We start from the raw sequence: 12,871 nt of genomic DNA, 5'->3' as shown, positions 1-12,871 counted from the left end.
TTATGGTGATGTCGCAAGCCATTCTTAATAAGCGCCGTAGCGCTTCAGTATTCACAGCACGTCGTATTGTTAGTTGGACGACATACTGACAGTAAGCTTTTTGTTATCCCTATTGGAAGCATAGCTTTACTCTTCCAATGTTGCAGCACGATGAAGGTCGTGCCTAACAATATAAGCGTTTTATGCAGGGGGTTGACTTCGCGCTAAAAATGCGTAGAATACGCCACACGTTGATGCGGGGTGGAGCAGTCTGGTAGCTCGTCGGGCTCATAACCCGAAGGTCATCGGTTCAAATCCGGTCCCCGCTACCAAACATAGAAAAAGCCGTTACCGAAAGGTGGCGGCTTTTTTGTGTCTGAATTTTGTGAAGAAAACGCGCAAAGACATCAACTTAGCCCTTCATCATTCCACGCAGGTCATCGGTTCGCTTTTGTTTTAACGTCGGCGGTCCCCGCTACCAAACATAGAAAAAGCCGTTACCGAAAGGTAGCGGCTTTTTTGCGTCTGAATTTTGTGAAGAAAACGCGCAAAGACATCGACTTAGCCCTCCATCATTCCAAGCAGGTCATCGGTTCGCTTTTGTTTTAACGTCGGCGATCCCTGCTACCAAACATAGAAAAAGCCGTTACCGAAATGAACTGCACCCCAAAAGTTGGACACTCATCCAACGATTGGGGTGTTTTTTACAATGAAGCGTTCGAACTGTTAGTAGTACAAAGCTACAAAGAAGGATTATTAGGAGAGACTTCGCACCATAACCACTAAAATCATTAATGGGCAGACCACACGGATATACCATGGCCACAGCCGCCAAAATAGAGTGTTCTCGATCTCCGGAGCGCCTTGACACAACTCTTTAAGCTTAGCATTTCGAGACATTAGCCAGCCTACATAGAGGCAAACTAAAGCGCCAATCACCGGCATGCTATTAATGGTGAGGCCGATCACTAAACCAAACAACAGATCAAAATTAAGCAGGATGAGCGTCGATCCTGCAAACGCAATGCCGCCAATCAGAAATGTTGAAAAACGACGTGACAAACTGCCTGTTTCCTCCAGGGTCGATACTGGCACCTCCAGCGCAGGAAACATTGATGTCAGTGCCGCAACCGCTAATAACCCAAAAAACAGCACTTCCATCACGCCACCTATGACACCCAACCGAGCAAACATCGCCGGCATCACATCGAACAGCAACGTCGCAGAGCTGGTCAGCTCCCCCTGCTCATTCAAAACCTCAACTCCAACAGCCTTGGCCACATAGAGCGACGGAATAATCAAAAGGCCCGCGATAAACGCCACACCCATATCAATAAACATCACCTGGGCCCCCACTCGGGGTAAGTTCGCATTGCGACTCAGATAAGAACCATAGACCACCATGGCACCAATGCCGATGGACAGTGAGAAGAAAGCCTGCCCCATGGCATCTAGCATCAGCTCGGCATTAATTTGTGAAAAGTCAGGCAATAGATAAACAGTTAACCCTTCTATCGCCCCGTCGAAGGTGAGAATAGTTAAAATCAATACCAGCATGGTAACGATCAATAGAGGCATCAGACGTTTGGTCCAGCGCTCAATGCCGCGATTAACCCCCAGTAGCACCACGCAAATCGTCATGGCCATAGCCACCAATGCCAACCACCAATCGCGTCCGATGCTACTCTCCGCCAACCAGCTCTCCACCGTGCTCATTCCAAGCACATGTGCTACAGGCCCTAATGCTTGGCTAATTAGCCATCCTGTAACAATGGCATAGAAGGTCAAGCCTAACGTAGCCACACAGATGGCTCCCAGGCCAATCAGTTGCCCCGCTCGTCGCGGCACTCCCTTTCCTCCCAGCTGCCCCATGGCATTTATAACGCCACTTTGGGCATAACGTCCTAAAGTCAACTCCGCCATCAATGCGGGGTAAGCGAGGACAAAGGCCATCCCGACATAGATCAACAGAAAAGCGCCACCACCGTTATTGGCGGCCATTGAGGGAAAGCTCCATACATTGCCAAGGCCCACCGCCGCGCCCGCAGCAGCCATTAAAAAGCCGAAACGGCTTTTGAACTGGGCACGACCACTAGGAGCAGCTTTATTATCTGCATTTTCAGTTTGAGATTTTGTCATTGGAATTATCTCATCACGTTAAGAAATCAGCTCAAAAAGGTAGTGCCTCGAGCCGTTCGAGAATGTCGAAATGATCACAATTGGGCAGCGGACATAGCTCTGCCGCCACACCCGCTGCTAAAGCGCGCTCATATAGCGCCTCTCCCTGGCTACGAAAGCTCGGTGGATCAAATTCACCATGCACAAGCATCAGTGGCGGCAGGCCCTGCAAGTCATGGCATAAAGGACTAAGCCGTTCAGCCTGTGCGCCATCCAACTGAAGAGGTTCATCGATATAGGTTCCTGCCAGTGGGCGCAGATCATAAATACCGCTGATCAACCATAGAGCTTCAATCCCCTCCAGACGTCCATTCCCCAGGCAGCTCATGATAGCCAGTTGAGCACCGGCACTATGGCCTCCCAGGTAGATACGACCATTTAGCCCAAGGGTGCTGGCTTCACGTTGCAAATACCTCACGCCCTGCTGGCAAGCCGCCACCATGGTCTCGATATTGACCTCTGGGGCCAGTGGATAGTCCAGTGAGGCAAAAGCCCATCCTCGCGACAGCCATGACTCAGCCATGAAATCAGTCGCCATCGCGTCCAGCTGCTGCCAATAGCCACCATGCAAAAAAACCATCAACGGCCAGGGACCCTGGTTTTCGGGAAGAAAGAGATTGAGTCCCTCCAATGCGTGGGCTCCGTAGACCAAACGCCTCGGCTGATGACGCGCCCGTAAACAAGCCCCTCGTTCAGCTTGGCGATCCAGAGTCGCTTCGAAGTCCCGTGCCCAAAGGCTCGGCGAATAGGCCCGTCCTCGGGCGTCACGTTCCTCGCAGAAACTCACCTTAGGTGACCTCTGAGCGCACTTGGAAACGAGGCTCTAGATATTCACGGTGCTCCACCACCTCACGGAAATGGCGTGCGGCCTGCCAAACGTCTTCATAGCTAAGATAGAGAGGAGTAAAGCCAAAGCGCATTAACCCAGGCTCCCGGTAGTCACCGATTACACCCCGAGCAATTAACGCCTGGACGATGGCATAACCATGCTCAGGGTGAATTAATGCCACCTGACTACCGCGTTCAGCATGAGGCGGGGTGATGTCTTCAATACCCTCGGCTTTAATGAGATCGGCTAGGCAGTCGCGGAACAAATCCCCCATGGCTAAGCTTTTTTGCCGCAGGGCATTCATATCGACCTCCTGCCAAAGCCGAAGTGAGGCTTCTAGGGGAGAGTAAATAAGTGCCGAGTGGGTGCCACTGCGAAATCGAGTGATGCCCTGAGCCGGCACATAGTCACCATCGAAGGCAAACGGAGCAGCGTGGCCGTGCCAGCCGGAGAGTGGCTGCCAGCCGCCATCCTGATGATCTTGGTGCACATAGATAAAGGCAGGCGCTCCAGGCCCTCCATTGAGGTATTTGTAGGTGCAACCAACTGCGTAGCGGACGCCACAACCGTTCAGATCAACCGGTATCGCTCCAGCGGAGTGAGCCAAATCCCAGATGACTTCGGCGCCCTGCTTATGCACTTCAGCGGTAATAGCAGCCATATCGCGCTGGCGCCCGGTGCGATAATTGACTTGGCTCAGCACCACGGCGGCTACTTGCTCATCCACATAGTCCGACAGCGCTGCCCCCTCGGGAAGAACCCGATGCTCGAAACCGGCAAGGCGGCATAACCCCTGTGCGATATAGCCATCGGTCGGGAAGTTGCCACCCTCGCTTAAAATCACTGGGCGTGAACGTTCTTGAGAATCAGCGATGTAGCCTAATAACTTAAATATATTAATCGAAATGTTGTCATTGATAATGACCTCTCCTGCCTGAGCACCGATCAGCGGTGCCAGTAGATCCCCTAAGCGTTCAGGCGCATCAAACCAACCTTGGTTCCAGCCTTTAATCAGCTCATCACGCCACTGGTCCAAGGTGGCTGCCAACGCATCTCTGGCAACTGCTGGCTGGGCACCTAGAGAATTACCGTCCAGGTAGATCATGCCCTCCGGAAGGGCAAAGCGAGCCTTAAAACCGGCCAAAGGGTCACGGCGATCCATTTCATGCACGTTATCAAGGGTTGGTGTCATCGTGTGCTCCAGGTAATTGAGTTGGATACCTGTGCAAAATTCTAAAAGGAATACGTGGGGAAAGGTTTGCGTAATTCAGCGATAAAGGGCCAATATGTGCAATATTTTTGCACTAAACAAAGGATAAATACATTGGAAAACTTAGATCGCTTTGATCGACGAATTCTTCACGCTCTACAGCGTGATGCGCGCCTGACCCTGACCGCTCTGGCCGAGACGGTAAATCTCTCTCCCAGCCAGTGCTCACGACGTATCGTCCGACTGGAGGAAAATGGAGTTACCCAGGGGCACGCCCTGCGCCTCGACCCGGAAGCGTTAGGGCTTAAAGTCACCGCCTTTATTTTTCTCTCGATGGATAAAGCCCGCATGGCTTCACCCAGCGACGCTGTGGCAGAGTTATTAACAAGGGATGAAGTTATCGACTGCCACGCAATTACCGGCAACCACGACTTTATTCTCAAAGTCATGGTGGAAGATTTGAGCGAGCTATCGCGCTTTCTTTCCACCGCAGTAACCAGCCTGCCCGGGATACGTGACATTGCCACTCAGGTGGCCATGAATACCCTCAAGGTGGGTGGCCCACTCAAGATTATGATCTAGCCGGCAGCCAGACGCCTGGAGCAGTAGGAGTGTCTCCAGGCTCCTCTTTCCACTTTTTCAACCCCCTCGCTAACACATCATTCGAATTCCTTTAAATAAGCCCTGAGCCAATCCCCCTTGTCACGCTAGTCAGCCGCCCAGTATTACCTGAAGGAATACCAGAGCCATATTTTTTTATTCAATAGTCATGACGAATTGAGGCTAGCATCGCTTTAGAAAAATCAGACCACCCACCAGAGGAGTATTAAAAACACTTTTATCTCCAGTAAAAAACAATACATCTAAAAGTTAGGGCGCCTACTTCGTCACAACACTCACAATAAAAAAGGCTAACAATGAACAATAAACCTTCTAGAGTTGATTCAATTATTTCCAACAGCGCATATCGATATAAGCTAGCCATAATGATCGCACTCCTATCGAGCCCGGTGCTCCAGGCAGCCGACCATGGCCCGGTCAATATTATTGACCCTCATGTAAAGAGCCAAGCATCGCTGGCTCTAGGGAAGGAAACTCCCCATCCCACTTCAGACAGCTATGGCATAGACCCACAAACAGGTCGCTTTACCCACCCAGTGGCTACTCCCTTCTCACACGATAACCATCCTTTCGAGGGACAACTAGATGAGTGGGATACCCGTAGCTATATTCATAACATGGCAATTGAGGCTTACTATCCGATTACGGTGGAGCCCTTTCACACTTGGCAGAACATAGTCGACTTCGACGGAAAGCGCTTTCTTTATCAGTATGTTAGGCGTGATCTAAAGATATTTGATATCACTAACCCAAGAGACGTTCAACTTATCTATACCAAGGGGGCAACCTGGGATGAAAATGGTCCAAGTGAAGAGATCAACCCCTACCCCGAAAATGACATGTTCGGTGCCGCTTCTATTCAGTGGAGCAGCAGCCTCGGTAAGTACATCATGGTCCAGGCCTTCGAAGTCAGGCGCTTCGGAGTTCTCGAAGACAAATACCGACAACCGGAGGAAGTCGAGGAGATAAGAAACTCTGATCACCTCAAAGGTTTCAAGGTATACGAGATGAATGGCCCACTTCCCGAAAACTGGGAGCTGATCGCCACTCGCACGACAGATATCAACAACCCCGATGCTCCTAATGGTCAACAGGAAGGATCCGGGGTACGTGATATTCCCACCTACTTCGGTGGTGATGTGATGTATGTCGCTGCCGCGCCAAGTGATAGCCATGCACTCACCGAATACCCCAACGATCTTTACAATGCCGGCTACCAGTCCTGGGATATGTCTGACCCCAGCAACCCAAGGCTACTCGATGTACTCACCGTACCTGGGCAGATCGTTGGTGATCCGGAGCACGAAGCGGCTTTTCTGGCCAACCCCAGAGCCGGCAACCGTAGTTCATGGATGGGAGCGCGCATGTCACTATTTGTTCCCACCCCCGTCGAGGAAGGCGGCCAATATGGCTATGCCGCCATGGGGGGAATGGGGCTATATGTTGTGGACATTACCGACTCGGAGAATATGCGTGTCGTTGGCCACCTTGATTTCCCAGTCAGCTTAGCGGGTACCGAGGGAGACAACATTGATGTCTCACAGGTAGAGGCGACAGGATTAATCTATTACAGCGGCTATCCATTGGCAGAGGATTGCTATGAAGCCTACAAGGATATCTATGCGGTAGATGTCAGCGACCCTACCAACCCACATATTCGACATCTACTTCCTCGCCCGACACCACCAGCCGAAGCCGAATTTACCGATTTCTGTCAGCGGAAAGGTAGCTTTGGCCCGAAGAGAACTGGCTATTACACCCAACCGGGTTCATCTCGTGAAGGCATCCTTCCCTATGCCTTTTACAATGCCGGCGTTCAGGTTTTCGATGTTAGCAACCCCGATGAGCCATCTATCGAAGCCTATTTTGTACCCCCTTTCGCCCCTGACAGTGTCGTCGATTACGCCATGGGCAACTTGGCGCATGGCGTATATGTCGAATACGACAGAAATCTTATCTGGCTCTTTACCAACCATGGGTTCTATGCCCTTTCCACCCCACTTCTTGGGGAGCCAAGCTTTTCCCCTCCCGAGACCTCCTGGCCTTCTCGCGATTAACAAAAATTAAATAATCACAAAAATATTGAGAATGGATCGCGGCAGCGAATACCACTCCGCTGCCGCGTACCTCTTCCTATCGGAGAAAATCATGCGAAAACTCCTACTCGCGCTTCCCTTCGTGAGCGGATATGCCTGCGCCGACATTAAAGTTTCCGGAATACTGGATATCGCCTACGAGGTAGCAACATCGGGAGGGAAAACCGTTGAGCGATTCACCGGCGCAGGGCTAAGCGCCAATAGAGTTCAATTAAAAATTCAGAAAAATCTGAGCGATGATATTTCCATTTTGGGCATTTACGAGGCCATGTACCGACCGCACTCAGACGATGACATAGGTCAGCGCGAGGCATTCGCTCAGATAATTTCCCAACGTTTTGGAACACTGAGCATCGGTCGTCAAGATACTCCTTCAGCCAATGCTTATGGCTATGCAGACCCCATGTTCGGTAACGAATATAGCTTGGTCAATAATGTCGCTGTCTTCTATGCCCCATGGCGTGAAGACCGCTCCTTGATGTATATCAGCCCTCGCATTGAAGGGTTTCAGTTTAGAGGGATGGCAACCCAGGGAGAGCGAGACGGGAGCCGAAACGGTCGTGTCTATAGCATATCTCTGGATTACTGGAATGATAGCCCCTGGTATTTCTCTATTGCTATGGATAGAAAGTATCAGAGAAACCTATGGGATCGGGACACTATAGAGCAGTCCACAGATATCTACCTGACGTCGGTATACTCTATAGAAAACACCGATTTCACGGCCATTCTTCATCGTTACTCTGGGTATTATGCCTATGCACCTTGGGTAGACTTCGAATCAAGTGGTAATGACCTTCAGTTGGGCATAAGGCACAATTTTGGAAACAAGCACAATATAGCCGCGAGCCTGATTTACAAAAACGATGACAACAATGATGTACTTAGTGATGCTGCCGGAATAAACCTTGGCTACATTTACAATTACAGACAGAATATTGACCTATATGGTGTATATGGTTACATCCATCACCAGAGCAATACAGATATCAGATACCCGATCAGCTGGAACCTTGACTCTCCTCTAGCGGACGAGAATCCACAAGGAGTTCAACTTGGATTTCGCCTGAAGTTCTAAGTCTCCTGCCTCGGGTATAAAACATCTTATTAAATTCCAATAACGAGCGGCATGAGGTAATACTCATGCCGACTTTGCATCTTTGCAGTCATATCTAGAAGTGAATCGAGCACGATATTCCCAGAGTACACTCACTCTGTGGGAGGCATTGGCCAAGAGTAAGGCCCCAGTAGCACACCGATAGCCGCCATCATTAGGTAAAGCCAATACGGCTCTAAGGAGTGTAGACAGGAGAATCGTTAGCGAACAACGCACAATAAAGCAAAGCGCGTTGTCGTTTCGAGAGCAAGGCGGGAAAGACTAGAGCAGCGCCAGGGTCAGCCAGGGCTGCCAGGCCAGGAGTACCAGCGCGATTAAGCTCATCGCCAAGAACGGTAATAGCGCACGAAAGATCTGCATCGGTGGCACGCCGGTCATGGAGGAACTAATAAACAGCCCCGCCCCTACCGGCGGCGTCAGAAGCCCCAGCACCAGGGTCAAGGAAACCACCACGCCGAACTGGTAGGGGGTGATATCAAACTGCTGGGTGGCGATAGGTAACAGAATCGGCACTACCAGGATGAGCGCAGCGATACCGTCGATGATCATTCCCACTAGCAATAGCACACCGATTACTAGCAGCAGAAAAATAAAGGGATCCGTGGTCAGTGAGGCGATCCAAGCGGCAGCCATCTGCGGCAGTTGCTCATAGATGATCACCCAGCCGAAGACACCGGCAGCAGCGATCAACATAATCACCAGGCCAGCATTAAAGGCCGTACGCCGCAGAATATCGGGTAAGCGCGCGAAAGTTAGGTCGCGGTAGACATAGCGGCCGATCAGAAGGGCCGCCAGGGAAGCGAGGGCTGCCGACTCGGTAGGTGTGGCCAAACCGCTTAGGATGCCACCGATGATGATCAGCGGAATCGACATCGCCGGCACTCCCATCAGCAGGTAGGCGCGCGCTTGGTCACGGCTTGGCCAGTCACCTTTGGGATACTGTTCCACTAAGCCGATGACAGTGATGGCAATAAAGAACAGTAGCCCCATCAACAAACCAGGCAAAATGCCAGCGACGAACATATCGGCGATGGGCACCTGGGCGATCACTCCATATAGCACGAAGAGCATTGATGGAGGGATAATCGGTGACATCAGCCCACCTGCAGCGGTAATCGCGGCGCTAAAAGGTTTGTCGTAACCCTCCTGCTCCATGGCAGGCACCATGGCCCGTGACATGATGGCGATCTGCGAAGCCGCCGAGCCAACAATGGCCGCCATCATCATATTGGCCACCAGGTTGATATACACCAGCCCCCCGCGAAAGCCACCGACAAGGATTCGCGCCAGATCTATTAGCCGCCGAGTTAAACCTCCTTCATTCATCAGCTCACCTGCCAGCATAAAGAGTGGAATCGCTAGCAAACCATAGTGCTCGATGGCACCGAATAACTGTTGGGGATAAGAAACGAACAGCAGGGTGTTGCCGGAAGCGACGATATACCAAGCAGCGGTTAACGCCAGCACCAGAGCAATCGGTACCGCTCCCAGTAGCAATAAGGTAAATACAGCGAGCGTCATGCCAGACTCCTTTTTCCAGACAACAGCCCCTTCAGGCTATCGATCAAGTTAACCAGCCCGTGCAGTCCCAGCGAGATCGAGAAGACCGGTATACAGAGCCAAGACAAGTATTTGGGCAGCCCTAGGGTTCTAGTTCGCTCGGAGTAAATGAAATTAAAGCTTTCCGCCTGGAAGGCACTGGTATCGAAGCCCACCCTCCATAACGTTAGCGGGTCATACCAGCGCCAGCACAGCCACAGCATCAGTGCGGCAAACAACAGCACAATGGCATCTACTGTGAGTCGGGAAAGCACCTGAAACCGGAGTGGAAGCGAATCAGTGAGTAGTGTCACCGCGATGCCTTCGCGGCGCTTGAGCACTACCGAGGTAGTCAAAAAAGTCATCCATACCATGGCATGAATGGCCAGTTCTTCGACCCAATAGAGCGGGCTGCCTAGCGTCCGGGTCACGATATTGAGCAGAATCAGCCCGGTGACAGCTGCCGCCAGCAGCGCCGCGACAGCGACCTCGAGCCGAGCCAGTCCATGGGAAATTTGCTTGAGCATAGATGGCTCCAACCCCAGGCTACCCTGGGGCACTTATTAACACGTCAAGAAGAATTACTCAGCCTTCAGCTGAGCAGCCGTTTCACGCAGCTCCAATAGGACCGGAGCCTTATCAGCCCAGATACCCTCCCAGCGCTCAACAGCCTCCTGGAAGAAGCTTTGGTCAACCTCGACCACGCGGATGTCTTGCTCGCGTAGCGAGGCTTCCTGTGCTGGCTCACGCTCTAACACGCTGTCAATGACGCCGCTCAGGTGCTCTTGCATAGTGGTTCTGATCAGTTCCCGATCGGTTTCTTCAAGCTCACGCCAGACGCGCCCAGACACTACCCCTACCATCGGAAACATCATGTGGTTGGAGATCAGCAGATGCTCTGCCTGATCATAGAATTTAAGTGCCTCGATAGCCTCGAAATCCATATCGATGGCATCTACTTGACCGTTTGCCAGAGCGTCGTAAACATCCGGTAAGGGCAGCGGTGTTGGCGCTGTTCCAGCCGCTAAGTAGAAGTCACGAATCGGCTCGAAGGGGGTGATGCGCAGCCGCAGTCCCTCGAGATTCTCAGGCGAGTCGATGCTATTACGGCTGAGGATTTGACGCATGCCGGACATGCCATAGCCAATGCCGACTAATCCCGTTTGGGCTGGCAGTAGTTCAAGCAGGTCGGTTGCGGTATCGGAGCGAAGCAGGCGCGCGGCATGTGCCACATCCTCTACCAGGTAGGGTGCATAGAGAGCGCCAAAGTCAGGCGCTCGGTTAGACATTTCGGCAATGGTTAGAAAGGCCATATCCAGCGATCCCGCTTGCAGCTGCTGCACCATTTGTGCCTCGTTTCCCAACTGCTGAGAAGGAAAGACGCTAACGCTATGCTCGCCGCCACTAGCAGCGGCCAGATCATCGCCAAAGGCTTCGGCTGCTTGCGTCCAAAGATGGGAAGGCGGCGTAATCATGCCCAAGCGAAAATCCCGCGCCTGAGCGCTCCAGGAAACCATGGTCAGGCCAATGGCAAAGGTAGCAGATACCAGTTTGTTGACGTTATTCATGAGGATATCTCAGCTTTTTTATGTTGTTAGAATCACGCCTGGATCTATCCCAAACGCGGCAGGTGGATGCTTAAGAAGTCTAGCCAGGGCAGCTATTATTTATAAATCAACCATTCCTCCTCAGATATTGATTTATGGAATACCTGAGGCGTATGCGCTTTCTGTACGGGCGCTAAATTCCAAAAAAGTCGCGGGCATTACCGGCCAGGATTCGCGACTTATCCTCTGCCGCCAGTGTTGGGTGTTCACTAACGCCTGCGCCAATAGACTGCTCTCCCAGGGGGAAAGGAGCATCCGAACCGAGCATCACCCGATCACTGCCCATCACGTCGACTAGCAAACTCAGCGCGCCATCATCGAAAACCGCCGAGTCCACATAGAAGCGTTTTACATAGCTGGAGGGCAGGCTGGGACAGTCTTCGCGCACGATGTCGCGATGGCGCCAAGCGTTGTCGGCCCGCCCCAGCAAATAAGCAAAGCCACCACCCCCATGGGCAAAGCAGAGTTTTAGCGACGTAGGGATACGCTCAAAGGCGCCGGACAGGATCAGTGACAGAATCCCCAGCTGGGTCTCCGCTGGCATTGCCACCAGCCAGGGCAGCATCCACTTTTTCATGCGCCCATCGGTCATCATGTCCCAAGGGTGCACAAGCAGCGGTATGCCCTCCGCGGCACAGTGCTGCAGAAAGGTAACCAAGCCCTCCTCGTCCAGATCTTTAGGGCCGACATGGTTGCCAATCTGCACACCTAAGTGGCCATCCTCCTTGGCGCGGCTCGCTTCCCGGCAGGCAGCATCAATGTCCTGCAACGGAACCTGGGCGAGAACCTTTAGGCGATCAGGTGCCGTGGCTGTCATCTCAAGGGCTTTATCATTCATTAACCGAGCCCAGGGCATCGCTCGACTCACCGGTTGGTCGTAGCCGAACATCACCGGCGTGGCACACATGATCTGCACGTCGAGGCCCTGTTCGTCCAGATAACCCAGACGCTGCTCAGCATCCCAGAGGAGATCGTTGACCGGCCGGAAAGGCTTATCACCGACCATGATCTGGCCACTACGCCCCTCGGTTTTCAGCCAAGGCGCTCGCTCGGGATCAAGCTGTGCCGCTTCGGCCTGACTGATCCGCGGCATGAAATGAGAGTGAATATCAATTTTCATTGACCGTGCACCTCGCTGAGCATGCGATGCCAGGTTTCCCAGTCACGTCCGGGATGAATTTCGCCACAGTTGCTGCAACGACGCTCCTCCTCACTCGTGGCATAGAAGCGCTCGTAAACCGGCGGCAAGTCCGTGACGATGCTCTCCAGCTGCATTTCGTAGCGCTTGATGAGGTTGCCACAGCGCGCGCAGGACCATTGCAGCGCGTCATGCAGCCCCTGGGGCCGAGTCTTTTCGATAACCATGCAGAGACTGCCGGGCTCTGGACGCTGAGGGGAATGAATCACATGAGGGGCCATCAGATAGATATCTCCTTCCTTGAGATCAATTCGCTCATAGCGACCATCGTTCCAAATGTTCAGGTAGGCATTGCCCTTGAACTGGTAGAAGAACTCTTCCACCGGGTCATCGTGGAAGTCGGTTCGCTGGTTGGGGCCGCCCACCACGGTGATCATGTAATCGCTGTCTTTCCAGACCTGCTGGTTGCCTACAGGCGGTTTGAGCAGATGGGCATGTTCCTCAATCCAGCGATTGAAATTGAGCGGTGCGCTGTAGTGATGCTTATCCATGGAAGT

General features: G+C 52.4%; 11 protein-coding genes and 1 tRNA gene. 4 read left to right on the top strand and 8 right to left on the bottom strand.

Going from position 1 to position 12,871, the window contains the following annotated elements:
- Nucleotides 1-234: 234 nt before the first annotated feature.
- Nucleotides 235-311, top strand: a tRNA-Met gene (locus ACN06F_RS02205).
- A 424-nt stretch (nt 312-735) separates the two neighbouring features.
- On the opposite strand, the gene ACN06F_RS02200 is transcribed toward ACN06F_RS02205, so the two are convergent.
- The 3 genes from ACN06F_RS02200 to kynU all read right to left on the bottom strand — a co-directional run bounded on the left by ACN06F_RS02200 (nt 736) and on the right by kynU (nt 4,178).
- The gene (locus ACN06F_RS02200; RefSeq protein WP_038480934.1) at nt 736-2,118 is read right to left on the bottom strand and encodes a sodium-dependent transporter; all 1,383 of its coding nucleotides are present in this window, start codon (nt 2,116-2,118) and stop codon (nt 736-738) included.
- A 31-nt stretch (nt 2,119-2,149) separates the two neighbouring features.
- A complete protein-coding gene (locus ACN06F_RS02195; RefSeq protein ID WP_254281457.1) occupies nt 2,150-2,788 on the bottom strand; it encodes an alpha/beta hydrolase in 639 nt (212 codons plus the stop codon).
- A gap of 157 nt (nt 2,789-2,945) precedes the next feature.
- Nucleotides 2,946-4,178, bottom strand: coding sequence for a kynureninase (gene kynU / locus ACN06F_RS02190; RefSeq protein ID WP_198350074.1), 1,233 nt, complete (start codon nt 4,176-4,178; stop codon nt 2,946-2,948).
- 132 nt (nt 4,179-4,310) lie between these two features.
- On the opposite strand from kynU, the gene ACN06F_RS02185 reads away from it, so the two are divergent.
- The 3 genes from ACN06F_RS02185 to ACN06F_RS02175 all read left to right on the top strand — a co-directional run bounded on the left by ACN06F_RS02185 (nt 4,311) and on the right by ACN06F_RS02175 (nt 7,991).
- A complete protein-coding gene (locus tag ACN06F_RS02185; protein ID WP_038480924.1) occupies nt 4,311-4,778 on the top strand; it encodes an Lrp/AsnC family transcriptional regulator in 468 nt (155 codons plus the stop codon).
- A 404-nt stretch (nt 4,779-5,182) separates the two neighbouring features.
- Entirely contained in the window at nt 5,183-6,874 is a 1,692-nt protein-coding gene (locus ACN06F_RS02180; RefSeq protein ID WP_120387293.1) for a hypothetical protein, read from the top strand.
- A gap of 91 nt (nt 6,875-6,965) precedes the next feature.
- On the top strand, nt 6,966-7,991 hold the full coding sequence (locus ACN06F_RS02175) for a porin (RefSeq protein WP_038480918.1): 1,026 nt from the start codon (nt 6,966-6,968) through the stop codon (nt 7,989-7,991).
- Between the two features lie 300 nt (nt 7,992-8,291).
- Here ACN06F_RS02175 and ACN06F_RS02170 read toward each other — a convergent pair whose 3' ends face one another.
- The 5 genes from ACN06F_RS02170 to ACN06F_RS02150 all read right to left on the bottom strand — a co-directional run bounded on the left by ACN06F_RS02170 (nt 8,292) and on the right by ACN06F_RS02150 (nt 12,865).
- Nucleotides 8,292-9,551 (bottom strand): TRAP transporter large permease, encoded by a 1,260-nt coding sequence (locus ACN06F_RS02170; RefSeq protein ID WP_095604646.1) that lies wholly within the window; start codon nt 9,549-9,551, stop codon nt 8,292-8,294.
- Nucleotides 9,548-10,096, bottom strand: a complete 549-nt coding sequence (locus ACN06F_RS02165) for a TRAP transporter small permease (protein ID WP_198350076.1) — start codon at nt 10,094-10,096, stop codon at nt 9,548-9,550. Before ACN06F_RS02165 ends, ACN06F_RS02170 begins: the two co-directional genes overlap by 4 nt.
- Nucleotides 10,097-10,150: 54 nt before the next feature.
- Entirely contained in the window at nt 10,151-11,137 is a 987-nt protein-coding gene (locus tag ACN06F_RS02160; RefSeq protein ID WP_038480909.1) for a TRAP transporter substrate-binding protein, read from the bottom strand.
- A gap of 172 nt (nt 11,138-11,309) precedes the next feature.
- A complete protein-coding gene (locus tag ACN06F_RS02155; protein WP_433924586.1) occupies nt 11,310-12,296 on the bottom strand; it encodes an amidohydrolase family protein in 987 nt (328 codons plus the stop codon).
- Nucleotides 12,293-12,865: a 3-hydroxyanthranilate 3,4-dioxygenase gene (locus tag ACN06F_RS02150; RefSeq protein ID WP_038480902.1), complete on the bottom strand. Its 573-nt coding sequence runs from the start codon at nt 12,863-12,865 to the stop codon at nt 12,293-12,295. Before ACN06F_RS02150 ends, ACN06F_RS02155 begins: the two co-directional genes overlap by 4 nt.
- Nucleotides 12,866-12,871 lie beyond the last annotated feature (6 nt).

The organism is Vreelandella sp. 21 (genome assembly GCF_050995515.1).
GTDB lineage: Bacteria > Pseudomonadota > Gammaproteobacteria > Pseudomonadales > Halomonadaceae > Vreelandella > Vreelandella alkaliphila.
Note: the sequence above shows the minus strand (reverse complement) of the source record. Positions and strands in the feature narration are given on the sequence as shown.